At 62.4% G+C, this 25,412-nt stretch carries 21 protein-coding genes; 11 read left to right on the top strand and 10 right to left on the bottom strand.

Going from position 1 to position 25,412, the window contains the following annotated elements:
* Positions 1-56 precede the first annotated feature (56 nt).
* Positions 57-1,403 carry a metalloprotease PmbA gene (gene pmbA / locus DNJ95_RS12485; RefSeq protein ID WP_131185060.1) on the top strand — a complete coding sequence of 449 codons (1,347 nt, stop codon included), beginning with the start codon at positions 57-59 and terminating at the stop codon, positions 1,401-1,403.
* 89 nt (positions 1,404-1,492) lie between these two features.
* Here pmbA and DNJ95_RS12480 read toward each other — a convergent pair whose 3' ends face one another.
* Together DNJ95_RS12480 and DNJ95_RS12475 are read right to left on the bottom strand one after the other, a co-directional pair.
* The gene (locus tag DNJ95_RS12480; RefSeq protein ID WP_131185059.1) at positions 1,493-3,151 is read right to left on the bottom strand and encodes an ABC transporter ATP-binding protein/permease; all 1,659 of its coding nucleotides are present in this window, start codon (positions 3,149-3,151) and stop codon (positions 1,493-1,495) included.
* 504 nt (positions 3,152-3,655) lie between these two features.
* On the bottom strand, positions 3,656-5,833 hold the full coding sequence (locus DNJ95_RS12475) for a TonB-dependent siderophore receptor (RefSeq protein WP_165491627.1): 2,178 nt from the start codon (positions 5,831-5,833) through the stop codon (positions 3,656-3,658).
* A gap of 282 nt (positions 5,834-6,115) precedes the next feature.
* On the opposite strand from DNJ95_RS12475, the gene DNJ95_RS12470 reads away from it, so the two are divergent.
* From DNJ95_RS12470 to DNJ95_RS12450, 5 genes are all read left to right on the top strand, one after another.
* Positions 6,116-8,521 (top strand): heavy metal translocating P-type ATPase, encoded by a 2,406-nt coding sequence (locus DNJ95_RS12470; protein ID WP_131185057.1) that lies wholly within the window; start codon positions 6,116-6,118, stop codon positions 8,519-8,521.
* A 19-nt stretch (positions 8,522-8,540) separates the two neighbouring features.
* Positions 8,541-8,825 carry a heavy-metal-associated domain-containing protein gene (locus DNJ95_RS12465; RefSeq protein WP_207388768.1) on the top strand — a complete coding sequence of 95 codons (285 nt, stop codon included), beginning with the start codon at positions 8,541-8,543 and terminating at the stop codon, positions 8,823-8,825.
* Positions 8,800-9,171, top strand: a complete 372-nt coding sequence (locus DNJ95_RS19685; protein ID WP_131185056.1) for a metal-sensitive transcriptional regulator — start codon at positions 8,800-8,802, stop codon at positions 9,169-9,171. The genes DNJ95_RS12465 and DNJ95_RS19685 overlap by 26 nt, the downstream gene beginning before the upstream one ends.
* 57 nt (positions 9,172-9,228) lie before the next feature.
* On the top strand, positions 9,229-9,654 hold the full coding sequence (locus tag DNJ95_RS12455) for a DUF2141 domain-containing protein (protein ID WP_131185055.1): 426 nt from the start codon (positions 9,229-9,231) through the stop codon (positions 9,652-9,654).
* Positions 9,655-9,912: 258 nt separating this feature from the next.
* Complete coding sequence (locus tag DNJ95_RS12450) at positions 9,913-10,350, top strand: HIT family protein (RefSeq protein ID WP_131185054.1); 438 nt, start codon at positions 9,913-9,915, stop codon at positions 10,348-10,350.
* Between the two features lie 77 nt (positions 10,351-10,427).
* On the opposite strand, the gene DNJ95_RS12445 is transcribed toward DNJ95_RS12450, so the two are convergent.
* Positions 10,428-10,709 carry a peptidylprolyl isomerase gene (locus DNJ95_RS12445; RefSeq protein ID WP_131185053.1) on the bottom strand — a complete coding sequence of 94 codons (282 nt, stop codon included), beginning with the start codon at positions 10,707-10,709 and terminating at the stop codon, positions 10,428-10,430.
* A gap of 304 nt (positions 10,710-11,013) precedes the next feature.
* On the opposite strand from DNJ95_RS12445, the gene DNJ95_RS12440 reads away from it, so the two are divergent.
* From DNJ95_RS12440 to DNJ95_RS12430, 3 genes are all read left to right on the top strand, one after another.
* On the top strand, positions 11,014-11,241 hold the full coding sequence (locus tag DNJ95_RS12440) for a hypothetical protein (protein WP_131185052.1): 228 nt from the start codon (positions 11,014-11,016) through the stop codon (positions 11,239-11,241).
* On the top strand, positions 11,238-11,498 hold the full coding sequence (locus DNJ95_RS12435; protein ID WP_131185051.1) for a cell division protein ZapA: 261 nt from the start codon (positions 11,238-11,240) through the stop codon (positions 11,496-11,498). The genes DNJ95_RS12440 and DNJ95_RS12435 overlap by 4 nt, the downstream gene beginning before the upstream one ends.
* Positions 11,499-11,759: 261 nt before the next feature.
* Entirely contained in the window at positions 11,760-12,944 is a 1,185-nt protein-coding gene (locus tag DNJ95_RS12430; RefSeq protein WP_131185050.1) for a sugar transporter, read from the top strand.
* A 273-nt stretch (positions 12,945-13,217) separates the two neighbouring features.
* Here the strand turns inward: DNJ95_RS12430 and DNJ95_RS12425 are convergent, their stop codons facing one another.
* Entirely contained in the window at positions 13,218-14,459 is a 1,242-nt protein-coding gene (locus DNJ95_RS12425) for a ribonucleotide-diphosphate reductase subunit beta (protein ID WP_131185049.1), read from the bottom strand.
* Positions 14,460-14,598: 139 nt separating this feature from the next.
* Positions 14,599-17,481, bottom strand: a complete 2,883-nt coding sequence (locus tag DNJ95_RS12420; protein ID WP_131185048.1) for a ribonucleoside-diphosphate reductase subunit alpha — start codon at positions 17,479-17,481, stop codon at positions 14,599-14,601.
* Between the two features lie 720 nt (positions 17,482-18,201).
* On the opposite strand from DNJ95_RS12420, the gene DNJ95_RS12415 reads away from it, so the two are divergent.
* Entirely contained in the window at positions 18,202-18,903 is a 702-nt protein-coding gene (locus DNJ95_RS12415; RefSeq protein WP_131185104.1) for a response regulator, read from the top strand.
* Positions 18,900-20,492 (top strand): ATP-binding protein, encoded by a 1,593-nt coding sequence (locus DNJ95_RS12410; protein WP_131185047.1) that lies wholly within the window; start codon positions 18,900-18,902, stop codon positions 20,490-20,492. The genes DNJ95_RS12415 and DNJ95_RS12410 overlap by 4 nt, the downstream gene beginning before the upstream one ends.
* A 3-nt stretch (positions 20,493-20,495) precedes the next feature.
* Here DNJ95_RS12410 and DNJ95_RS12405 read toward each other — a convergent pair whose 3' ends face one another.
* The 5 genes from DNJ95_RS12405 to DNJ95_RS12385 all read right to left on the bottom strand — a co-directional run bounded on the left by DNJ95_RS12405 (position 20,496) and on the right by DNJ95_RS12385 (position 25,188).
* Positions 20,496-21,422 carry a GGDEF domain-containing protein gene (locus DNJ95_RS12405; RefSeq protein ID WP_420824392.1) on the bottom strand — a complete coding sequence of 309 codons (927 nt, stop codon included), beginning with the start codon at positions 21,420-21,422 and terminating at the stop codon, positions 20,496-20,498.
* 196 nt (positions 21,423-21,618) lie between these two features.
* On the bottom strand, positions 21,619-22,374 hold the full coding sequence (locus tag DNJ95_RS12400; RefSeq protein WP_131185045.1) for a YciK family oxidoreductase: 756 nt from the start codon (positions 22,372-22,374) through the stop codon (positions 21,619-21,621).
* Between the two features lie 33 nt (positions 22,375-22,407).
* Positions 22,408-23,079: an N-acetylmuramic acid 6-phosphate phosphatase MupP gene (mupP, locus tag DNJ95_RS12395; protein WP_131185044.1), complete on the bottom strand. Its 672-nt coding sequence runs from the start codon at positions 23,077-23,079 to the stop codon at positions 22,408-22,410.
* Positions 23,079-23,777 carry a bifunctional 2-polyprenyl-6-hydroxyphenol methylase/3-demethylubiquinol 3-O-methyltransferase UbiG gene (ubiG, locus tag DNJ95_RS12390; protein WP_131185043.1) on the bottom strand — a complete coding sequence of 233 codons (699 nt, stop codon included), beginning with the start codon at positions 23,775-23,777 and terminating at the stop codon, positions 23,079-23,081. Before ubiG ends, mupP begins: the two co-directional genes overlap by 1 nt.
* A gap of 73 nt (positions 23,778-23,850) precedes the next feature.
* Entirely contained in the window at positions 23,851-25,188 is a 1,338-nt protein-coding gene (locus DNJ95_RS12385) for a TRZ/ATZ family hydrolase (protein ID WP_131185042.1), read from the bottom strand.
* Positions 25,189-25,412 lie beyond the last annotated feature (224 nt).

Genomic DNA, 25,412 nt, shown 5'->3' with positions numbered 1-25,412 from the left:
GCTTTACCCGCTGGCTTTCCGCTCGTGGCTTGCGGCTTCTGAAAATCGGAGTGTTTATGAGCGAAGTATCACAGGTGGGTCCGCAGGCGCTGCCGGCGTTGTATGAAACGGTCGAGCGCATCATCGACGAGGCGCGCCGCCAGGGCGCCACGGCCAGCGAGGTGTCGGTATCGCTGGACCAGGGTCTGTCCACAAGCGTGCGCCAGGGTGAGGTCGAGACTGTAGAGTTCAACCGCGACCAGGGCTTTGGCATCACACTCTATGTGGGGCAGAGCAAGGGCTCGGCGAGTACCACCGGCAGTGGCGCCGAAGCCATCCGCGAAACCGTGGCGGCGGCCCTGGCGATTGCCCGGCATGCTTCCGAGGACCCCTATGCGGGCCTGGCCGCGGCGGAACTGATGGCTAGCGGCCTGCCCGATCTGGACCTCTACCATCCCTGGGCCATCACCCCCGAACAGGCCATCGAGCAGGCGCTGCGGTGCGAGGCCGCGGCCTTCGCCAGCGACCCGCGCATCCGCAAGGCGGACGGTAGCAGCCTGAGCACGCACCAGGGCTGCCGGGCCTATGGCAACAGCAATGGTTTCATCGGCGGCCATGCCAGTACCCGGCACAGCCTGAGCTGCGTGATGATCGCCGAGACCGACGGCCAGATGCAGCGTGACTATGACTACGATGTCAGCCGTATCGGCAGTGCCCTGGCCGCTCCCGAACTGATCGGCCGACGTGCCGCCGAGCGCTCCGTACGCCGTCTGGGCGCCCGCCCGGTGCCGACCTGCGAAGTGCCGGTGCTGTTCTCGTCGGAACTGGCCAGCGGCTTGCTGGGGCATTTCATGTCGGCGATTTCCGGCGGCAACCTCTATCGCAAGTCCTCTTACCTGGAGGGTGCGCTGGGGCAGACGCTGTTTCCCGAGTGGCTGAGCCTGGACGAGCGCCCGCATATCCCCCAAGGCCTGGGCAGCGCCGCCTATGACAGCGATGGCCTGGCCACCTATGCCAAGTCCTTCGTCGAGAACGGGCAACTGACCCGCTATGTGCTCGGCACCTATTCCGGGCGCAAGCTCGGCCTTCCGAGTACCGCCAATGCCGGCGGTATACACAACCTCTTCGTCAGCCATGGCGACGAAGACCAGGCGGCGCTGATCAGGCGCATGGACCGTGGCCTGCTGGTCACCGAACTGATGGGCCAGGGGCTGAACCTGGTGACCGGCGACTATTCCCGTGGCGCGGGTGGCTACTGGGTGGAGAACGGCGAAATCCAGTTCCCTGTGCAGGAAGTGACCATCGCCGGCAACCTGCGGGACATGTTCCGCCAGATCGTCGCGATCGGCAGCGATATCGAGACACGCAGCAATATCCGCAGCGGTTCGATACTGATCGAGCGCATGACCGTGGCGGGCAGTTGACGGCAGCCACAAGCTGTAAGCCGAAAGGAGAAGCTTTACAGGGAGGGCAGGCCGTCTTCCACACTGACTACGCTTGCAGCTTGGCTGCCTCAGCCGATATCCAGCCGCCTCTGGTGGTAGCGCTCCAGGCTGGCATGATGGGCGACGCTGACCACCGTGCTGGCGGGCAGGTGTTCGTCGAGCAGGCGGTAAAGGTTGTCCTCGTTCTGCGCATCCAGCGCCGAGCTGGCCTCGTCGAGGAACAGGTAGTCGGGCCGGTGCAGCAGTACGCGGGCGAAGGCCAGCCGCTGCTGTTCGCCGGGCGACAAGCGTTTCTCCCAGTGATCGCTCTCGTGCAGCCGCTTGGTGTACTGCGGCAGTTGCACCAGCCCCAGCGCCCGGGCGCACTGGGCGTCATCGAAGGTTTCGGCGGCGGCGGGATAGCACAATGCATCCTTCAGGCTGCCGGGCGGCAGGTAGCTTTTCTGTGGCAGGAACAACTGGCTGCCCCGGGGCAGCTCGATGCGCCCGTCGCCGTACGGCCAGAGGCCGGCCAGGGCGCGCAGCAGGGTTGATTTGCCGATACCCGAGGGGCCGCGCACCAGCCAGCGTTCGCCGGGGCGTACCTCGATATCGGCGATGGCGCTGAGCGGCGAGCCGTCCGGGCGTTGCAGGTTCAGGCCGTGGGTGCGCAGGTTGGCGTGCTCGCTCTGCACCAGTCGGATACCGGAGACCTGCGGCTGGCGCAGCACCGCATCGAACTCGCCCAGGCGTCGGAGCGCCGAGCGCAGCAGCGCCAGTTCCTTGTAATTGAAAAGGAACCAGGACAGGGCAGTACGCAGGCGCGAGAAACCGACGCTGAGCTGCATCACCCCGCCGATGGTGATCTGTTTCGCGAAGTAGCGCGGTATCGAAATCAGGTAAGGCAGTATCGAGCCCACCTCGATGTATACCGATTCGGTAAAGGCCACACGCTTGGTGTAGGTCATCAGTCCCCGCCAGTTCTGGCGAATGGCATGGAAGGCGTTGCGCAGGCGGTTGTGTTCGATGGCTTCTCCGCGGTAGAAGGCGATCTGTTCCGCATTTTCGCGCATGCGCACCAGCAGGTAGCGGAAGTCCGCCTCGTACTGCTGCTGGCGATAGTCCAGTCCGACCATGGGCTTGCCGATCTTTTCCATCAGCCAGGAACCTAGCGCTGCGTAGAGGATGGCTGCCCACAGCATATAACCGGGCAGCTCGATATCCAGACCTATGGCGGTCAGCGGCAGGCTGCCGGAGAGGCCCCAGAGGATGACGGCGAAGGATACGGCGTTGACCAGGTTTTTCAGAAGGCCCAGCCCGAGATCCAGGGTCTTGCCGGCCATCAGTGCGAGGTCTTCGGCAATACGCTGGTCGGGGTTGTCCGCCAGCCTGGCGGACTCGATACGCTGGTAGGCATGCTTGCGGGTCCAGCGCGCCAGGTAGTCTTCGGTGACCCAGCTGCGCCAGCGTATCTCCAGCAACTGGCGGAAGAAGATGCTGAAGGTGGCACAGAAGGTGGTCAGGGCGATCAGCCCGGCCAGGCGCCACATCAAGGGTGAAATGAGTTCCCGCTGGTATTCGGAGAGCGCGTCGAAGAAATTCTTCTGCCAGGTGCTGATCTGCACGGCGCAATAGACCGTGCCGAGGTCGAGGACGATGATCAGGGCCAGCAGTCCCCAGGCCCGCCATTTTTCTTCCGATGACCAGTAGGGGCGTATCAGTTGCCAGGGGGAAGGTGTGGTTTTCATGGTGGGTTTCGGGTCAATGGACGGATGGAGGTCTGGGGAATCAGGCAACGCACCGGTTTGTGCATAGGCTTGCTGTGCTCTTTCTCCCCTGGCGGGCTACGGTGTGCACACCTCTTCGCCCCTCGGGATCAGCGTTCCTGTGCGAATGCCAGGTGGCGGGACGGGGCACGCGTGAATACCTCCCTGTAGCTCTTCGCCGCCATCCCTGGCGGCGAAGGCCCCGTCCCGCCACCTGGCATCAGCACAGCCACCTTCAGCAGCGCCTGTGGGAAAGAGCCAGCGAAACCGCAAGCCCTACGAATGGTTCGGTACCGCGTCGACGGCTCTTTCCATTGTCACCATGGTTCGTGACAACAGGAACGCCAGGACAAGGTGTAGATGTGTGCATACGTTAGCCCACGAGCGGAGAGGGTGGGCTGTGTCGCAAGCCGGAAAGTGCGTGAACACCGTAGCCTTGCGGGAGAAGGGAACCGATCTCCCCACTTATGGCGCGGCAGCTTCTACTCAATACTTCAGGCGTAGCGACAGCGTGAAGTTGCGAGGATCTCCATAGGTGTTATAGGTATTGTTGCCAAGACTGGCGTAGTACTTGCGGTCGGTGAGGTTTTCACCGTTCAGTGCCAGGGTCAGGTGCTCGTTCAACTCATAGCTGGCCGCCGCGCTGACGAGGGCGTAGCCGCTCTGTTCGCGATCCGAGGCGTAACGGTCGCTGCCGTAGGAACTGGTGGCCGCCAGGCCACCGCCCAGTGCCAGCCCCTTCAACAGGCCATCCTGGAAGCGGTAGTGGCTCCACAGCTTGAAACTGTGCTTGGGCGAGGCATGGCTGAACAGCCCGGCGTTGTCGTCGTCGCTGAGGTAACGGGTCTTCAGGCGGGTGTAGCCGGCACTGATATCCCAGCCCGGCAGTGGCCGGCCGGTGACCTCCAGCTCCCAACCACGGCTTTCCACTTCGCCTGCGGCGATGTAGTAGAGGTCGTCGTTCGGGTCCTCCATTGGGCGGTTTTCGTCACGGATACGGAAGGTGGCCAGCGAGGCGCTCAAGGTGTCGTCGAGCCAACTGGTCTTGATGCCGATTTCGTATTGTTTGCCAACCCGCGGATCCAGAGTGCCGCCGTCGGCTTTCTGATAATCCTGGGGAATAAAGATGTCCGAGTAACTGGTGTACAGCGATACATGCCGGGTCAGTTCGTAGACCAGGCCGCCATAGGGTGTGAATTCGTCACTGGCATCCTCTCCATTGCTCCAGTCGCTGGGGGTTGAGGGCGCTCGATTGCGGCTCTTGTACTCGTAGTCGCTGAGTCTCCCACCCAGTACCAGGGTCAGTGGGTCCAGCAGCCGCAGACGGGTCTGCCCATACAATCCACTCTGCTCGGTGCGGCTCTCGAAGCCTGAGGTGTGCGGCAGGTCAGGTTCGGCAAATACCGGGTTGAACAGGTCTATGCCGGTAGCAGAGGTAGTCGTTCGGTTGACCATGTTATAGCGATCACGATAGTCCTCGTAGTTGTAGCCGATCAGCGCCCGGTGCTCGCGGCCGAACAACTGGAATGGTCCTGAAGCGTAGATATCGGCAGCGCGGCGACGGTAGACACCATCGTAGTCGCGCAGGAAGCGATATTCGAAGGTGTAGTCATCGGTGTTGACACCTGTGCCACGCGGAACCGCGTCTCTCCAGCTACTGTCCAGGGTCAGGTAACGCAGTTTGGTGGTTAGGCTCCAGTCATTGGCGAAGCGCTGTTCGGCGGCCAGTACGGTTTCCTTGGTGCGCGAACGATTGTAGCTCCAGTCTGCGAGGTGGTTGGTCGATCGTGATACGTCCAGCAGCCTGCCGGCGGTACCGCCAGGTGCGCTGACAGGCAGGCCGAAGAAGGGTACATCGGTGTCGTTGTCCTGGTTGATATGGGTCAGCGACAGGGTAAGGTCGTCGTTCAGGTCGAATTCCAGCACCCCATAGCCGACCCATTTGCGCTGGTGAGTCCGGTCGTAGAAAAAGTCGCGATCCTGGCCGACGCCGACGAAACGGCCACGCAGGCTACCGTCGGCGTTCAATGGGCCGGTAATGTCCAACTCGCCACGATAGTTGTCCCAACTGCCGGCGCTGACCGAGCCATTGAGACCGAATTGCTCGCGCGGCTTCTTGGTCACCACGTTGACCGTGCCGCCCAGGTCGCCGCTGCCCTGCAGCGCGCCGGCTGGGCCGCGCAGCACCTCTACGCGATCGTAGACCGCCAGGTCGAACTGCTCCGCGCCACTCAGGCCGTTGGTGCTGGGGACGCCGTCGATGCTGACGTTGAGGCCGTAGCCGCGTGACAGGAACTGGCTCTGCACGGTGTCGTTGGGGATCACCGTGACGCCCGGTGCCTGGCGCAGCGCGTCTTCCAGGGTATTGAGGTTCTGGTCTTCGATACGCTGGCGTGTAATGACGCTGACCGACTGGGGTATTTCCTTGGGCGCCAGCGGCAGCTTACTGGCGATGGTGGTCTTCTTGGCCACATAGGCGTCGGTATCTTCGGTGGGCGCCTGGCCCCATACGGTGATGGTTTTCAGTTCGGTCGAGGTCGCTTCGGGGTTGTCTTCGTTCGCCAGCAGCGGTGCGGAGAGGCCGAACAGGACGCCGAGGCCGAGTGCCCTGGAGAATTTTCTATACCGGGTATGGGTATAGGATTTAGAGTGAGTCTTGCACATGATTTCCCCCCACGGGAATGAATCCGAGAAAGATGAAAGTGAGCACTTCCGCCAGATTCTGTGGCTGGTCAGTGGCATGGATGGTAGGAGGACGAAAAAAAGTTATTAAAAGATTATTTCGACATATTCAATGGCATAAAGATTCTATGGATATATAAATATATGAATTCATTGGTTTTTATTTAAATGTCATGTGGGTAAAAATTTTATATACCCTATGTGGGTATTTAAAAAATACCCTTCAAGGGTATGATCGGCGGGTCAGTCAACGGAAGCGTCCGCATGTCTTCTCAGCATCCAAGAGTCATCAGTTTTCCCATTACCGGCATGAGCTGTGCCGCCTGCGCCAGCCGTATCGAACGTGTGTTGAACCGCCTGCCGGGCACAGTGGCCAATGTCAATTTTGCCACTGAAAAGGCCCAGGTCGAGCTGACCGATGGACGCACGCAGCCCGGGGCGGTAATCGCAGCGGTACGCAAGAGCGGCTACGAGGTGGCGCCCGAACAGGTCGAGCTGGCCCTTGCCGGCATGAGCTGCGCGGCATGTGCGGGGCGCATAGAAAAAGTGCTGAATGCCCTGGAAGGGGTTTCGGCAACGGTCAACTTCGCCGCCGAACGTGCCCACGTCGAGTACCAGCCGGGCCTGGCCGATGTCGACAGCCTGCTGGCGCGTATCGAAAAGGCCGGCTTTTCCGCCAGTGTGGTGGATGAAGCAGCCCGTGAGGCCGCCAAGCGCCGCAAGCAGGAAGAATGGCGCGGCATGCGCTGGCAATTCGGCCTGGCGGCACTCTTCACCCTGCCGCTGATGGCCGAGATGATCGGTATGTTCATGGGTTACCACGAGGTCATCCCGCGTTGGCTGCAGTGGGCGTTGGCGACGCCGGTGCAGTTCTGGTGTGGCCGGCATTTCTACCGGAACGCCTGGAACGCCCTGCGCGGCGGTTCGGCCAACATGGACGTGCTGGTCGCCCTGGGCACCAGCGTGGCCTACCTGTACAGCGCAGTGGTGGTGCTGTCGGGCGACCATCATGGCCATGTGTACTTCGAGGCCAGCGCGGCGATCATCACCCTGGTGCTGCTGGGCAAGCTGCTCGAGGCACGGGCCAAGGCCAAGACCGGAGCGGCCATCGAGGGGCTGCTCGGGCTGCAGCCGCAGGTCGCGCACGTCGAGGTCGATGGCCAGTTGCAGGACCGCGCCGTGGCCAGCCTGCGGGTCGGCGATGTGTTCGTGGTGCGTCCCGGCGAGAGCATCCCGCTGGATGGCGTGGTGCTGGAAGGTGTTTCCGAGATCAACGAGTCGATGCTGACCGGCGAGAGCGTGCCGGTACTCAAGGGTGAGGGCGACAAGGTATTCGCCGCCACCCTCAACCACAATGGCGCCCTGCGTGTGCAAGCCAGCGGTGTCGGCAGCGATACCGCGCTGGCGCGCATCGTGCGCCTGGTGGAGCAGGCCCAGGGCTCCAAGGCCAGCGTGCAGCGCCTGGCGGACAAGGTTTCCGCGGTATTCGTGCCGGTGGTGGTCGCCATCAGTGTGTCGACGCTGCTGCTCGGCTGGTGGCTGACCGGGCAGTTCACCCTCAGCCTGGTCAGCGCGGTGGCGGTGCTGGTGATCGCCTGCCCTTGCGCACTGGGCCTGGCCACGCCGACGGCGATCATGGTCGGTACCGGCCAGGGCGCGCGCAATGGCATCCTGTTCCGCAATGCCGACGCGCTGGAGCGCGCCCAGCAACTGCGGACACTGGTGGTGGACAAGACCGGCACCCTGACCGAGGGCCGGCCCTCGGTCAGCGACCTGCTGCCGGTGGCGGGCGTGTCGCAGGCACGCCTGCTGGCGCTGGCCCTGGGCCTGGAGCGCGACTCCGAGCATCCGCTGGCGCGGGCGCTGGTGGAACATGCCAACAGCCTCTCGGTGGAGGCGGTGGCCGTCAGCGATTTCCAGGCGCAGCCGGGGCGTGGCCTGAGTGCCACGGTCGAGGGGCAAACGGCGCTGCTCGGTTCGCCGCGGTTCCTGGCGGAAGAAGGCGTTGCCTTCGACCAGGCGCACATGGAAGCCCTGGAGAACAGCGGCAAGACCGCCATCGGCATTGCCATGGGCGGAACCCTGCAGGGGTATATCGGTTTCGCCGACCGGTTGCGCGCGGATGCCGCCTCCACCGTGGCGGCGTTGCAGGCGCGTGGCGTGCGCGTGATCATGCTGACCGGCGACAGCCCGCGGGTGGCCGCCGTGGTGGCGGCGCAGGTGCGGGTGGACGATTTCATCGCCGGTGTGCTGCCGCAGCACAAGGCCGAGGAGGTCGAGCGGCTCAAGTCGCGCGATGGCCTGGTCGGCATGCTCGGCGATGGCATCAACGATGCTCCGGCGCTGGCCGCCGCCGATATCGGCTTCGCCATTGGCGCCGGCTCCGATATCGCCCTGGATACTGCCGACGTGGTGTTGATGAGAAGCCAGTTGGCCAGCCTGCTGGATGCCATCGACCTGTCCCGGGCGACCCTGGGCAAGGTCAGGCAGAACCTGTTCTTCGCCTTCATCTATAACGTGCTGGGCATTCCCCTGGCGGCGTTCGGGCTGCTCAATCCGGTGGTTGCCGGGGCGGCCATGGCGCTTAGTTCGGTGTCGGTACTGAGCAATTCGCTGTTGTTACGCAAATGGAAGCCGGCTATCCGCTCGCTTTCCACCCATAAACGTTAGTCCGAACAGGAGAACATCCATGTCATCCATTACTTTTGCGGTTCAGGGCATGTCCTGCGGCGGCTGCTCCGGCAAGGTCAAGCGTGCGCTCGAAGCGCTCGAAGGCGTCAGCGCTACCGAGGTGGTGCTGGAAAGCGGTGCCGTCACCGTGCAGTACGATGAAGCTTCCGTGAAACCGTCGAGGACCTGGGCTTCGACGTCGTTTCCTGAGCCCGGTGCCATAGGGATTGCGAGCGTGCTTTGCTACACTCGCGGTCCCATAACGATGTGCCTGCCCGATGAGTGTCCAGAGAAAATCCCGTAAAGCCCAGGTTGCCGCCCCCGCCCCTGAAGCGCCGCGCTGTGCGCACTGCGAGCCCGATACCGCCACGGTCGACGGCAAGAGCGTGGTGCAGCCACGCAAGAAGGCGCTGCTCAATCGCCTGAGCCGCATCGGCGGGCAGGTCAACGGTATCGCGCAGATGATCGAGAAGGATCGCTATTGCGTGGATATCCTCACCCAGGTTTCCGCCGTGCGCTCGGCCCTGGATGCGGTGGCCAGCCAGTTGCTCGCCGACCATGCCAATGGTTGCGTGCGCCAGGCGATCCTCGAGGATGGCGGCGAAGAGGCCATTACCGAGTTGCTGGGCATCATCAAGAAGATGCGTTGAGCCGATACCCGCGCCGATACCCGAATGGTCTCGCGGGAACCGCATGCAAGGGAAACCATGAAAGCGATCGTTGCATTACTGTTGCCGGCGCTGTTCGCCAGTGGCCCGGTCTTTGCCGAGGACGTACGCCTCAGTGTGGTCGTGCACGGCCTGCAGCATGAGCGGGGGAGCGTGCGGGCCAGCCTGTACAACGACCCCGACAGCTTCCGCAAGGAGGCCCGGGCCGTTGCCGTGCGCCAGGTCAGTGCCGTCGAAGGCGATGCGGTGATTCATTTCGATGGGCTGGCGCCGGGGCGCTATGCACTGATGGTCTACCACGACGAGAATGCCGACGGGAAACTCAACCTGCGCCTTGGCATGTTCCCCCGCGAAGGCTACGGCCTCTCGAACAACCCCAGGGTCATGGGCCCGCCAAAGTTCGAGGCCAGTGCGTTCGACGTGAGCGGGCCGGAAACCACCACGGATATCGACGTTCGCTATTGAAACCGCAGGGTGATCCGAGCGTACCAATGTGTCCCGGCAGAACACGTAGCTATACCTCTCATCCTGGGGGCCGATGGGTATCGTCGCCATGCTCCTCAATCCATCACTGCGAGTGAGTGACGTGTTCCCAGCGCGAAAGCGTGTTGTATTGGAAAAGACTCGGAAGCACTTCCTGCCGATCGAGAGCGCCGGGCGCTTTTGTCGTTTGCCAGCGGACGCGGTATGTTCTCCCGGTGTTCAATCCATTCGGGAATTCATATGAGCCTATACGGTGCCTACGACGATCAGAATATTTTCGCCAAGATCATCCGTGGCGAAGCCTCCTGCTACAAGGTCTACGAGGATGACGATGTGCTGGCGTTCCTCGACCTGTTCCCACAGTCCTTCGGGCATACGCTGGTGATCCCCAAGCGGGGCAAGGCGCGCAATCTGCTGGAGGTCGATGCGCAGAACCTGACGAAACTGACACTGGTCGCGCAGAAACTGGCCAGGGCGCTGGCCGACGAGCTGCAGCCGGACGGCATACAGGTGGCGCAGTTCAATGGCGCTGCGGCCGGGCAGACGGTGTTCCATCTGCATTTCCACATCATTCCCCGTTTCGATGATGCGGGCCTGGGCGCGCATGCCGCGGGCAAGGCCGAGCCGGCGCAGCTCCAGGCCCTGCAGGAGCGCCTGGTGCGGCGAATCGGCGAGTGATGCGCAAGCCGGTCGTTTTCAGCAGACCCTAAACGCGAGCGGCCATGCGCGACATGGCCGCTGCCTTGCCGGGCGAGTCAGTCCTGGCGGCTGGTCACTTCCAGCAGGTGATAGCCGAACTGGGTCTTGACCGGACCCTGCACGGTATTCAGCGGGGCGCTGAATACCACGGTGTCGAACTCGCGAACCATCTGCCCCGGGCCGAACGAGCCAAGGTCGCCGCCCTGGCGGCTGGAGGGGCAGGTGGAGTTGTCCTTGGCGACCTGGGCGAAGTCGGCACCCGCCTCGATGGCGGCTTTCAGTTCGTTGCACTTGGCTTCGGTGTCGACCAGGATGTGGCGGGCGGTGGCTTTGGCCATGGTGTTTACTCCTCTCGATAAAGCCGACGAGCCTACCCGAATCATGCGCCCAGTCAAACGGTGCCGGCGATGCGGGCAGGGCGATCGCGCCATGCACGGCAAGCAGTCGAAAGCAGGGCTGGAGGGCTCGGGGCTGGACGAAAGAGCGTGGCGACCGGTGTTTCTCGTCCAGCTTTCCAGCCTCCAGCGCTTTTATCGAAGCACCTTGCCGGGTGAATAACGGCATTGCGCGATGCCTTGGGTGGCGCGGGCGTCCTGCATTCCTTATGCTTGGCGCCCTTCATCGGAATCAAGATACCGCCCCATGTTCGAAACAACCCTTGCCCAGCTTGAACACGTCGTTTCCCAATTGCTGGAACAGAACGAGGCCCTGCGTAGCCAATGCTCCGAGCTCGAGCAGCAGTTGCGGCAGGCCCGAGAGGAAAACGACAACCTGCAACTGGCTGCGCTCGAACAGGAGGAAAGGCAGGGCGCCACGCTCGCACGCCTGCAGGCGCTGCTCCAGCGTGCAGGGGTCGGTGAGGTGGCATGAGCGATGTCCGCGTACTGAATATTCTCGGGCGCGACTATTCGATCCGTGCCTGCGCCGAGGAAGAGGTTGTCCTGGCGCAGGCCATGCAATTGCTGCAAGTACGTGTGCAGGAGAGCCAGCAGCGGTTTCCCCATGCCAGCCACCAGGAGTTGCTGGTGATGACGGCGCTGAACCTCTGTGTTCCCCTGATTCAGCAGGAGCAGCGCCTGGCCGCCAGCCTGGAGCGGATCAACCGGCAACTGGTGGACTTGCCGTAGGGTGCTACCGTGCGTGCCAACTGCTTCCAGCCTGGCGTCGGCCACTGGCCGCCGTCATTGCGTACCCATGAAAGCCATGCATGCCCCGCGGCGTGCGTCTGCCGTTGTGACTGTCAGGTATGCGGCGTAGAATCCGCGCCATTCCAGTTCCTCCAATGATCTTCCTGGCTCTCTGCCTGGACTGAGCTGTCCTTGACCGTGTCAGCGTGCCGCTGTTTACCCGTGGGTGAAATGGCTGCTCGCCATTCGAGAATCTCCCTCATGAGTACGACCACGAATGCCCAGGGTGGCAGTTGGCTCGGCGTTATCGCGCTGGCGCTGGCCGCCTTTATTTTCAACACCACGGAATTCGTGCCGGTGGCGCTACTGAGCGATATCGGCGGCAGTTTCGACATGCCAGTGGCGCATGTCGGCCTGATGCTGACGATCTATGCCTGGGTGGTGGCGCTGGCCTCGCTGCCGATGATGCTGCTGACGCGCAATATCGAACGGCGCAGGCTGCTGATGGTGGTGTTCCTGTTGTTCATTGCCAGCCATGTGCTGTCCAGCATCGCCTGGAGCTTCACCACACTGGTAGTGAGCCGTATCGGTATAGCCTTTGCGCATGCGGTGTTCTGGGCGATCACCGCTTCCCTGGCCGTGCGCGTGGCGCCTGCGGGGCGGCAGGCACAGGCGCTGGGCCTGCTGGCGACCGGCACCACGCTGGCCATGGTGCTGGGTATCCCGCTGGGCCGGGTGGTCGGCGAAAGCCTGGGCTGGCGTATCACCTTCATGGCGATTGCGCTGCTTGCCAGCGTGACCGTCTTTATCCTGAGCAGGACGCTGCCACTGTTGCCGAGCCAGAATTCAGGATCGCTGAAAAGCCTGCCGGTGCTGTTCCGGCGACCGGCGCTGGTGTCGCTGTATGTGTTGACGGCCCTGGTCATCACCGCGCAGTTCACCGCCTACAGCTATATCGAACCTTTCTCGGTCACCGTGGCGCAACTGGATGGCCACCGAACCACCATCCTGCTGTTGCTGTTCGGCGGTGCCGGTGTGCTGGGATCGCTGCTGTTCAGCCGTTACAGCGGACGCTTCCCCAACGGCTTCGCGCTCATCGCGATCTCGGCCCTGGCGCTGTGCCTGTTGCTGCTGCTGACAACGGCCGGGCATTTCTCGCTGATCGGCTCTCTGAGCGTGGTCTGGGGCATCGCCATCATGTGCTTCGGGCTGGCCATGCAGTACAAGGTGTTGTCGCTGGCCTCGGACGCCACCGATGTCGCCATGGCGATGTTCTCCGGCATCTACAACATTGGCATCGGTGGTGGTGCGCTGCTCGGCAGCCTGGTCAGCACTCACCTGGGGCTGCCCTATATCGGCATCGTCGGCGGCGTGCTGGCGCTGGGCGGGTTGGCGCTGGGCGTGTATTCGGCCAGGCGCTTCCCGCAGGCCGCCAAGGAGCAATGAGCAACCGCAGGTCGCAGGCAAAAGCACGGTCCATCACTGGCTCCGGCACGGTCGCGACGAAATGCCGATAGACCTGGTGTCGTGTCAATGATCGAGTGTCGCGGAAGATAATGGTGGCGGTCTTGCGTAGGCTGCGCCGCTATCCCTGGCGGCGCCCTGCGGCAGAGCACCGGAGTACATGCCTACATTCGAGCCGAGGCGTGACGGGCTTGTCGCCGACTGTCCTTATACGAAAACCCCGCCTGGCGGCGGGGTTCCTGTCGTGATTTCCGGTCAATCCCAGCTCAACGCCCCGCCGGTCTGGTACTCGATCACACGGGTCTCGAAGAAGTTCTTTTCCTTCTTCAGGTCCATGATCTCGCTCATCCACGGGAAGGGGTTGGTGGTGCCCGGGTATTCTTCCTTGAGGCCGATCTGCGTCAGGCGGCGGTTGGCGATGAACTTGAGGTAGTCCTCCATCATCGATGCGTTCATGCCCAGTACGCCACGGGGCATGGTGTCGCGAGCGTATTCGATTTCCAGCTGGGTGCCCTGCAGGATCATCTGCGTGGCGTCGTCCTTCATCTGCGCATCCCACAGGTGCGGGTTCTCGATCTTGATCTGGTTGATCATGTCGATGCCGAAGTTCAAGTGCATGGATTCGTCGCGCAGGATGTACTGGAACTGCTCGGCGGTGCCGGTCATCTTGTTGCGGCGGCCCATGGAGAGGATCTGGGTGAAACCGCAATAGAAGAAGATGCCCTCCAGTACGCAGTAGTAGGCGATCAGGTTGCGCAGGAACTGGCGGTCGGTGTCGGGCGTGCCGGTCTCGAACTTGGGGTCGGAGATGGAGCGGGTGTACTTGAGGCCCCAGGAGGCTTTTTTCGCGACGCTGGGGATCTCGTGGTACATGTTGAAGATCTCGCCTTCGTCCATGCCCAGCGATTCGATGCAGTACTGGTAGGCGTGGGTGTGGATGGCTTCCTCGAAGGCCTGGCGCAGGATGTACTGGCGGCACTCGGGGTTGGTGATCAGGCGGTAGACCGCCAGCACCAGGTTGTTGGCCACCAGCGAGTCGGCGGTGGAGAAGAAGCCGAGGTTGCGCTTGACGATGCGGCGCTCGTCCTCGGTCAGGCCATCGGCGCTCTTCCACAGCGCGATGTCCGCCGTCATGTTCACTTCCTGCGGCATCCAGTGGTTGGCGCAGCCGTCCAGGTACTTCTGCCAGGCCCATTCGTACTTGAAGGGCACCAGTTGGTTGAGGTCGGCGCGGGCGTTGATCATCTGCTTGTCGCCGACCTGCACGCGGGCGGACTCGCCCTCCAGCTCGTCCAGGCCTTCCTGGATATCCAGCTCGTTCAGTGCGGCCTTGGCGCGGGCCACGGCGTCCGAGTCATCGGCGGCGACAGCGCGGGCTTCCTGCACGGAGCCGGCAGCCTGTTCGTCGTGCCGTTCGGTTTCTGTGGCGGTGGGCTGCGCCTTGGCAGCGACCGCAACGGTTTCTTCGTCTTTGTCGAATTCGTCCCAGCTCAGCATGGTGGGGGCTCCTTTCAGGAGCAGCTTCAAGCGGCAAGCTTCAAGCTGCAAGAGGGATGATTGGCAGCGAGCAGTGATGTTCTGCCCGCTTTTCGCGGCACGTCAGGCAATCACGGCCAGCTTGCGGCTTGCCGCTGCTTTATTGGCAGGCTTCGCAGTCCGGGTTGTCGATGCTGCAGGCCAGGGGCACGGGGGCCGGCTGGGGGGCAGCGGCCGGTGCGGCCTGTACGTTGTCGCCACCACTGGACACGGCATTCAGTTTGCCGGTGTTGATGGTCGATTTTTCGGTGCTGGTGGCGGCCAGGGCACGGAGGTAGTAGGTGGTTTTCAGGCCACGGTACCAGGCCATGCGGTAGGTCACGTCCAGCTTCTTGCCGCTGGCACCGGCGATGTAGAGGTTCAGCGATTGCGCCTGGTCGATCCATTTCTGGCGGCGGCTGGCGGCATCGACGATCCACTTGGTTTCCACTTCGAAGGCGGTGGCGTAGATGTCCTTCAGGTCCTGCGGGATGCGTTCGATCTGCTGCACCGAGCCATCGTAGTACTTGAGGTCGTTGACCATGACCGGGTCCCACAGGTCGCGGGCCTTGAGGTCGCGTACCAGGTAGGGGTTGATCACGGTGAATTCGCCCGACAGGTTCGATTTCACGTACAGGTTCTGGTAGGTCGGCTCGATCGACTGCGACACGCCGGTGATGTTGGCGATGGTCGCGGTCGGCGCGATGGCCATGATGTTCGAGTTGCGGATGCCTTTCTTCACGCGTTCGCGCACTGGTGCCCAGTCCAGCGTGGCGTTCAGGTCCACGTCGATGTATTTCTGGCCACGCGACTCGATGAGGATCTGCTGCGAGTCGAGCGGCAGGATGCCCTGGCTCCACAGCGAGCCTTCGAAGGTCTGGTAGGCGCCACGCTCGTCGGCCAGGTCGCAGGAAGCCTGGATCGCGTAGTAGCTGACCGCCTCCATGGAATGGTCGGCGAACTCGATGGCCGCCTCGGAGCCATAGGCGATGTGCTGCAGGTACAGCGCGTCCTGGAAGCCCATGATGCCCAGCCCGACCGGGCGGTGCTTGATATTGGAGTTACGCGCCTGCGGCACACTGTAGTAGTTGATGTCGATGACGTTGTCGAGCATGCGCACGGCGGTGCGCACGGTGCGCTCCAGCTTGGCGGTGTCCAGCTTGCCGTCGCGGATATGGTTCGGCAGGTTGATCGAACCCAGGTTGCAGACGGCGATCTCGTCCTTGTTGGTGTTCAGGGTGATCTCGGTGCACAGGTTCGAGCTGTGTACAACGCCGACGTGCTGTTGCGGGCTGCGCAGGTTGCACGGGTCCTTGAAGGTGATCCACGGGTGGCCGGTCTCGAACAGCATCGAGAGCATCTTGCGCCACAGGTCCTTGGCGGCGATGGTCTTGAACAGCTTGAGCTTGCCGTACTTGGTCAGCTCTTCGTAATACTCGTAGCGCTCCTCGAAGGCCTTGCCGGTGAGGTCGTGCAGGTCCGGCACGTCGCTTGGCGAGAACAGCGTCCAGGGGCCGTCGTCGAAGACGCGCTTCATGAACAGGTCGGGCACCCAGTTGGCGGTGTTCATGTCATGGGTGCGGCGACGGTCGTCACCGGTGTTCTTGCGCAGTTCGAGGAATTCCTCGATATCCAGGTGCCAGGTTTCCAGGTAGGCGCAGACCGCGCCCTTGCGCTTGCCGCCCTGGTTGACGGCGACGGCGGTGTCGTTGACCACTTTCAGGAAGGGCACGACACCCTGGGACTTGCCGTTGGTGCCCTTGATATAGGCGCCGAGGGCGCGTACCGGGGTCCAGTCGTTACCCAGGCCGCCGGCGAACTTGGACAACAGGGCGTTGTCGCGGATGGCGTCGTAGATGCCGCCCAGGTCGTCCGGAACCGTGGTCAGGTAGCACGAAGACAACTGCGGGCGCAGAGTACCGGCGTTGAACAGGGTCGGCGTCGAGGCCATGTAGTCGAACGAGGACAGCAGGTTGTAGAACTCGATGGCGCGTACTTCCTTCTGTTCTTCCTCGATCGCCAGGCCCATGGCCACGCGCATGAAGAAAATCTGCGGCAGTTCGAAGCGGATGCCGTCCTTGTGGATGAAGTAGCGGTCGTACAGGGTCTGCAGGCCAAGGTAGGTGAACTGCTGGTCGCGCTCATGGTCGATCGCTGCGCCCAGCCTGGCCAGGTCGTAGCCCTTGAGTTTCGGATCGAGAAGCTCGAACTCGACACCGGCTTCGACGTAGGCGGCCAGTGCCTTGCCGTAGAGGTCGGCCATTTCATGGTGGGTGGCGCTGCCGGCGACATTGAGGAACGACAGCGCCTCGGCGCGCAGGGTATCCATCAGCAGGCGTGCGGTGACGTAGCTGTAGTTCGGCTCGCGCTCGACCAGGGTGCGCGCGGTCATTACCAATGCGGTATTGACATCTTTCTCGGCGACGCCGTCATACAGGTTCTTCAGCGTTTCGCGTTCGATCTGCGCGCCGTCGACCTCGGCCAGGCCTTCGCAGGCGTCGGCGATGATGGTGGCCAGGCGGGCCATGTCCAGCGGTGTGACCGAACCATCGGCACGCGCGATGCGAATGCTCGGGTGCGGCTGGGCAACGCTGTTCTGGGTGTTCTCGGTCGCACGCTTGCGCTCCTGGGTGCGGGCTTCGCGATAGAGCACGTAGTCACGGGCGACCTTCTGCTCGCCTGCGCGCATCAGGGCCAGTTCGACCTGGTCCTGGATTTCCTCGATATGGATGGTGCCCCCCGAAGGCATACGGCGCTTGAAGGTGGTGGTGACCTGCTCGGTCAGGCGCTGCACGGTGTCGTGGATGCGCGACGAGGCGGCGGCATTGTTCCCCTCCACCGCGAGAAAAGCCTTGGTGATGGCGACGGTGATCTTGTCATCGGTGTAGGCGACGACGGTGCCGTTGCGTTTGATGACACGCAACAGGCCGGGGGCGGTTGCCGCCACGTCATCCAGCGCGCCGCCGGTGGCCAATGGGTTTTCTCTGGATGGGTCGCTATACATGGGGGCTCCGAATGCTCTCGTTGATCTATCTGTCTGGCGGAGACCTCTCTGGCCCGCCGCTCTGGCGCGGCGAGGGGAGAGGAACCTTGAACCGGTACTGCAAAACGGCCTGTTTCCGAACCTTGGCAAGGTTCGAAATGATTGTCTGGAAGAATAGCCAATCAGACGCAAAACACAACATCTAGTGTTTTTGATTTTTCTGTGACACTACTGGCGACGAAGAGTTTCGCAAAGTCGTTGCGACAGTCGGGCGTGCTCAATGGGCCTTGCCGGCCCGGGGAATGCGAGGTCTGCAGGTGCCGGCTTGCGCATGGCTGAAAATTTCCCGGCTGCTACTTGCCAATTGTGTCTCTTGTCTGCTTTACACCCCATATATGGGGTCTTTGGCTCGCGGCGCGACACAATAGTGGCTCGGGAGAGGGAATGCAAGGCGTCCGCCTGTGGATAAGTTATGGATAAGTTGTGGGCCGATTGTGGGTTTTTTCTCCCCGGCGCAGTACAGGCCGCGTTACCTCGGGCTTTGCCGGGCATGATCGGGATCGAGCGGATTCAGGGTAGTGGAAAGGGTTTTTCGCCATGATGGCAAAACACTATATGTTGTGTTTGCGTTCATGGGGTATCGACAGTCGCGGCCGGGGGGCGGCATGGGCGACAATGCTGCGGTCGCATGCAGGTGTTCGCATGCGGATATCGGGCATGGCCGGCATAGAGAGGCGCGCAATGGAGCAGGAGAAGTGGAAAGTGCTCATCGTCGAGGATGATCGGCGGTTGGCTGCCCTGACCCGGGAATACCTGAGGGGTAATGGCTTCTCTGCGTCGATCGAGGTCGATGGCGGGCAGGCTGTCGAGCGGATCACCAGGGAGCGCCCGGACCTTGTCGTCCTCGACCTGATGCTGCCGGGTCTTGATGGCATCTCCGTCTGTCGTCGGGTGCGTGAGCATTATCAGGGGCCGATTCTTATGCTGACGGCCCGTGCCGACGACGAGGATCAGGTGATTGGGCTGGAAAGCGGTGCCGATGACTATGTCTGCAAGCCCGTACGTCCGCGAGTGCTGCTGGCGCGCATCCGGGCTTTGCTGCGGAGGCTGGATGATACGCTGCCGCAGTGCCTGCGGTTCGGCCCCCTGGCCGTGGACAGCAGGCTACGGGAGGCCAGCCTGAATGGCGATACGATCGAGCTGACCGGCGCCGAATTCGATCTGTTGTGGCTGCTGGTGTCCAATGCGGGGCGGGTGCTCTCGCGCGAGGAGATATTCGCCCAGTTGCGCGGTATCGAGTATGACGGCCAGGACCGCTCCATTGATGTGCGTATTTCGCGCATTCGCCCCAAGATCGGCGATGATCCCGAACACCCCAGGTTGATCAAGACTGTACGCGGCAAGGGCTACCTGTTTGTCGCGGCGGCTGCCGAGGCCCTGTGAACTCGATCTTCCTGCGCATCTATGGAGGCACGCTCGCCGTCCTGGTATTGGTGGGGCTGCTGGGGGCCGGCAGCCTGCACTGGCTCAACGAGGAGCGCGTCGATCGGCATCGCGAAGCCATGGCCGGGGGCACCTTCAGGATGATGGCGCAAGCGCTGCAGGATATGACGATCGTGCAGCGGCGGCAGGCCACCAGTGATTGGGGGCGTGAGCTGGGCGCGGTGCTGCGCGTGCGCACATTCAGGGACGCTCACCTCGAACCCCGGCTGGAGAGTCGCCTGCTGCGCGACCAGGTACTGGTCCGGCAGGTACGTCCAGGGTCGTTCACCTTGTACAGCCTGGTCAGTGCCGATGAACGCCTGCTGCTGGAGGGTGAAATGGAGCAGATAGGCGAGCAACTGGCGCGGATGACCAGCCATCTGCTGGTCGCCGGGCTGGTCCGCTACCCGGCGGATGAGCAGCCGGAGCGGTTGGCGGAACTCGCCAGGCGGTTGCAGTTCGGCTTCGATATGCGCCTGCTCGCCATCGAGGCCGTGAACCTGGATCGGGAGCAGCGGCAGCATCTCGATGAGGGCGATACGCTGGTCCTGCAGGATGGCCACGGTGAGGCGTTGCGGGTGCTGGATATCGTCCCCGGGTCTACCTGGGTGCTGCAACTCGGTCCGCTTTATCGGATGAGCCTCTATCCCCCGCAGTTGTTGTTGCTGATCGCGGCCCTGGGGCTGACGCTGATCGGCCTGACACTCTATCTGCTGGTGCGGCCGCTCGAGCGCCGTCTGCTCGAGCTGGAGCAGGCGGCCAGTCATATTGCCGGTGGCCAGTTGGATGTCCGAGTGCCGGACTCCGGCAGCGACTCGGTCGGCCGTCTTTCCGCGGCTTTCAACCATATGGCAGGGCGCCTCCAGCGTCTGCTGGCGATCCAGGGGGAAATGGTCAGCGCTGTGGCGCATGAGTTGCGTACACCGGTCGCGCGCTTGCGTTTCGGTCTGGAAATGAGCTGCGAGGCGGCGTCTGACGAGGCCAGGGCCCGTTACCTGCAAGGCATGGATACCGACCTGGAGGAGCTCGACCAGTTGCTCGACGAGATGCTGGTCTACATACGCCTGGGTAAAGGTGCGCCTTCGCTGAATTTCACGCCTGTCGCGCTCGATGCGCTGATCGATCAGGTCATTGCCGAACTGGCGCCATTGCGCCCGGAGGTCGAGCTGCTGCGCGGCCCCTGTCACGCAGAGGCGATGGTCGACGCGGAACCACGTTATTTGCGCCGCGCCCTGATCAATCTGGTGAGCAACGCTATGCGCCACGCCAAGTCCCGTGTGCAGGTGCGTTTCTTTCATGAGGATGGCCGGGCGGGCCTGGAAGTGGAAGACGATGGCCCGGGTGTGCCGGAAGCTGACCAGGAAAAGATCTTCACGCCCTTCTTACGGCTGGATGACAGCCGTACACGGGACTCCGGCGGGCATGGCCTGGGGCTGTCCATCGTGCGCCGGGTGATCTACTGGCATGGCGGTCGTGTACAGGTAGGGCGGGCGGACCTGGGCGGCGCCCGCTTCACTCTGCTATGGCCGGCACGGCATGGCGGCGATTGATGTTCAGACGGCCAGTTGCATCTGGTTGCGTCCCGCCTGCTTGGCGCGGTACAGCGCGGCATCGGCCCGTTGCAGCAGGGCATCGCTCGATTCGCCGGGGCGGTAGACCGCGCAGCCAAGGCTGGCGGATAGCCGGACGCTCGTCGAACGCAGCTCCAGCGGGGTGGTTTCTATTGCCCGGCGGACCCGTTCACCGACTTGTACGGCTGCGCTGGCGGGGGTATTGGCGAGCAGCAGGAGGAACTCTTCGCCACCGAAACGAAAGACCATGTCGACGTTGCGCAACTGCGCCTTGAGCAGCCTGGCCACGCTTTTCAGGGCCTGGTCGCCGGCATCGTGGCCATGCTCGTCGTTGAGTCGCTTGAAGTGATCCATGTCCAGCATGATCAGTGACAGCGGCTGGCCGTAACGGCGGGCCAGTTCCGTTTCACGCTGTATGCTCTGCTGCAGGGCCGCCCTGTTGCCTGTACCCGTCAGTGGGTCTTTCAGAGATGCCTGGACGGCGCTGCGATAAAGCAGCGCGTTACGCAATGGAAAGCGCAGCGTATCGACCAGGTTTTCCAGCAGCATCTGCTTTTGCAGGGTAAAAGGCTGCTCCTGGTACAGCGTCAATATTCCAAGCGATTCGAATTCATGGATCAGCGGGAACGTGCAGCTATTGGCTGCCGTCGAGCCGAGTTGCAGGTGCAGGTCGGTTTTTTCGTGACTGTAGCTCAGCCCGCTGAGAGCGATGAGGCCGGTGATATCCGCGAAGAAGTACCCGAACAGACGGTCCACTTCCAGGCTGGTCTGCAGGTGCTGGGTCAGCAGGTGCTGGAGGTCATCCAGGTTCCTGGCGTCATGACGGTTGTGCTTGAGTGGGGACAGGCCGAAGGGCTTCGGGCGGAGCGTATTGAAATTGACGGTAGTGCTCTTGGACGAGAGTGTCAGCATGGCCAATGCCCCTGATGCGATTACACTGAATGACAAGGGCTAAGCGAATTTGATGCCAGTTTTTATAAATCCTTTTGAATCATTGGCTTATGATTTTTTGTGGATGAAAGTGGCAATTTTTCGCCAGACATGAGGCAAGGTGCTGCCGTTTTGACATTCTTGCCTGCATGGCTGTGCCGGAAAAACGGCACTTTCAGAGAGGGCTTCCGTTTCTTGCGTCAAGCGCCTTTCCATTGACGCCTGCGCTGTCCCTTCCCATCAGGTAGAGGTAGATCGGCGTGATCTCGTCCGGGTGTGGGTTGCTTGCCGGGTTTTCGCCGGGGTAGGCCTTGGCGCGCATATCGGTACGTGTGGCGCCGGGGTTGACGCTATTGGCGCGTATGGGCAGCGTATCGTCCACTTCGTCGGCGAGAACCTGCATCAACCCTTCGGTGGCGAATTTCGATACGGCATAGGCGCCCCAGTAGGCGCGCCCCTTGCGGCCGACACTGCTGGAGGTGAAGATCACCGAAGCACTGTCCGAGAGTTTCAGCAGGGGCAGCAACGTGCTGGTCAGTATGAACATGGCATTCACGTTCACCTGCATCACGCGCATGAAGTTATCGCCGGAAAGCTGTTCCAGGGGTGTGCGCGGGCCGATGATGGATGCATTGTGCAGCAGGCCGTCGAGCCTGCCGAATTCCCCTTCCAGGGTGGCGGCGAGTTCGTCGTACTGGTGGGGCAGGGCAGTTTCCAGGTTGAAGGGAATCACTGCGGCCTGCGGGTAGCCAGCCGCCTCGATCTCGTCATAGACGCGGTTGAGGTTTTCCTCGTTCTTGCCCAATAGCAGTACGGTGGCGCCATGGGCGGCATAGGCCTTGGCTACCGACTCGCCGATCCCGCGCCCGGCACCGGTCACCAGGATGATGCGGCCCTCGAGCAGATCGTTGGGCGCAGAATAGTCGAACATCATGAACCTCTATATATGAAGGGCGGGGTGAGCTCAGCACGAGCAGAGGGCGCGATCCAGCAGCGAGCGCAACTCGAACGGGCTGTCCACCACGATATCCGCGCCCCAGTTGTTCGGATTGTCCTGCGGGTGGATATAGCCGTAGCGGACGGCGGCGGTGCGTGTCCCGGCGGCCTGCCCGGACTCTATATCGCGCATGTCATCGCCGACGAACAATACGCTGGCCGGTTCCAGGCCAAGCCGTTCACAGGCCAGCAGCATGGGTTCCGGGTCCGGCTTGCTGCGGCGGACATGATCGGGGCAGATCAGGATGGAAGAGCGTTCGGCCAGCCCCAGGCGCTGCATGATCGGCTCGGCGAAGCATACCGGCTTGTTGGTCACCACGCCCCAGATCAGCCTGGCTTTCTCGATATCGGCCAGCAGTTCCGGCATGCCTTGGTAGAGGTGCGAATATACGGCGCAGTGTTCTTGATAACGTGCGAGGAATTCGAGGCGCAATATTTCGAACTGCTCGGACAGCGGATCGACATCGAAGGCCTCGAGCACCATGGCCCTCGCACCTCCGGATACCACGTCACGCACGCTTTGCTCGGTGACCGGGGGCAGGCCGCGGGCGCTACGCATGGCCTGGATGACGGCGATGAAGTCCGGGGCGGTGTCCAGCAGGGTGCCGTCCATGTCGAACAGAATGGCGCGCAGGCGCATCAGGCCTCCTTGTGTGTCTGGATCATGTAGTTGACGTCGGCGTTATCGGTCAACTTGTATTCCTTGCTCAACGGGTTGTAGGTCAGCCCGACGATATCCTTTACGTCCAGGCCGGCCTCGCGGCACCAGAAGCCCAGTTCGGAAGGGCGGATGAATTTCTTGTAGTCGTGGGTGCCGCGGGGCAGCAGTTGCAGCAGGTATTCGGCACCGATGATCGCCATCGCATAGGCTTTCAGGTTGCGGTTGATCGTCGAGAAGAACACCTGGCCGCCAGGCTTCACCAGCGCGTGGCAGGCGCGGATGATCGAGGACGGATCGGGGACGTGCTCGAGCATTTCCAGGCAGGTGACCACATCGAATTGCCCGGCGGCCTCGGCGGCCATGTCCTCTGCCGTGATCTGCCGGTAGTCGACCTCCAGGCCGGACTCCAGCAAGTGCAGGCGGGCTACCGAGAGAGGGGCTTCGCCCATGTCTATGCCGGTCACCCGGGCCCCACGCCTGGCCATGGACTCACTGAGGATGCCTCCTCCGCAGCCGACATCCAGGACCTTCTTGCCGGCCAGGCCGCTACGCTCGTCGATCCAGTTGACGCGCAATGGGTTGATCTCATGCAGCGGCTTGAATTCGCTGTCCTTGTCCCACCAGCGATGGGCAAGTGCCTCGAATTTGGCGATTTCGGCGTGATCGACGTTGCTCATGCTCTGTTCCATTTCAAAACGGGTTTGACAGGGTGCCGCGAAGGATGATCCGCTGGAGTCACGGTCTCTTTCCTCATGAGGCACGCCCTGCTGCGATCCTGTCCGCCCACTGGCGGGCGGTGGCGATGATTTTCTGCTCGTCCATGCGCAGCAACTGGCGATTATCCACTAATTGCCTGCCTGCGACCCATACATGTTTGACGCAGTCCCGGGTCGACGAGTAGATCAACTGCGAAACCGGTTCATAGAGTGGTTGCTGCGCCAGGCCGGACATATCGAACGCCACCAGGTCGGCAAGCTTGCCGATTTCCAGGGAGCCGACCTGCTCGTCCAGCCCGAGGGCACGCGCGCCGTTGAGTGTCGACATGCGCAAGGCCTGGTGGGCACTCAGGGCGCTGGCCGAGTCGGCCACGGCCTTGGCCAGCAGGGCTGCGGTGCGGGCCTCGCCGAGCATGTCGAGGTCATTGTTGCTGGCTGCGCCATCGGTGCCCAGGGCGACATTGACGCCTGCTTCCCACAGTCGCTCGACGGGGCAGAAGCCGCTGGCCAGCTTGAGGTTGGATTCCGGGCAGTGGATGACGCTGCAGTTGTGTTCGACCAGTAATTCGAGGTCGGCATCGTTCATATGCACCATATGCACGGCCTGGAAACGCGGACCCAGCAGTTGCAGGCGAGCCAGCCGGGCCAGCGGGCGCTCGCCATTCTCATGCTCCGCTTCGAGCACCTCCCTGGCCGTTTCATGCATATGCATCTGCATGCCTACATCCATTTCCGCGCTCAGTATTCCGAGGCGCTCCAGGGTCGTGTCCGTGACCGAGTAGGGCGCATGCGGGCCGAAGGACACGCTCAGGCGCGGGTGATGCTTAAGGTCGTCGTAGAGGGCGACTGCCTTGCGCATGGCCTCGTCGGCATCCCTGAGGCCGGGAACCGCAAAGTCCATGATGGGCACCGCGATCTGCGCTCGCGTGCCTGACGCATGTATCTGCTCGGTAATGGCGTCAGGGAAGAAATACATGCTGGAGAAGCAAGTCGTGCCGCCTTTCAATTGTTCGGCAATGGCCAGCTCGGTGCCGGCGCGGACGAAGGCCTCGTCGACCCAGCGCTTCTCGAGTGGCCATATATGTTGCTGCAGCCATATATGCAGTGGCCGGTCATCCGCGATACCGCGCAGCAGGGTCATGCCTGCGTGCCCGTGGGCATTTATAAGGCCAGGGGCAAGCAGGGTGTCAGGCAGTTCCATTCGCTGAGTCGTCTGCAGCTTCAGTGCCTCTCGGCGTGGGCCGATGAAGGCGATACGGCCATCCCTGATGCCGAGCGCATGCTCGCGCAGTACGACGCCGGCGGGTTCGACGGGTACCAGCCAGGTCGGGAATAGCAGCAGGTCCAGCGGTGCGGGTGGATGTGTAGGCATCGGCGGGCCGTCTCCATGAGGTTCGCCGGAGTGTATAGGTTGTGTCCGCGAGTTTGAAGAAAGCACGGGCCAGGCTGGCTTTGTGGGTATTCCCCAGAAAATCGAAAACAGCGCTTGACGTGAGATTTGCCTGGCCTATAATGCGCACCACTTCCGGCGCGGTAGCGAAGGAAAACAGCTTTCAAATCAACAAGTTACATTAGGTTTGAGTGGTTTTCCGGTGT

The sequence above is a fragment of the Stutzerimonas kirkiae genome, assembly GCF_004327335.1.
In the GTDB taxonomy this organism is placed as follows: domain Bacteria; phylum Pseudomonadota; class Gammaproteobacteria; order Pseudomonadales; family Pseudomonadaceae; genus Stutzerimonas; species Stutzerimonas kirkiae.
This window is presented reverse-complemented; position numbering and strand designations above follow the sequence as displayed.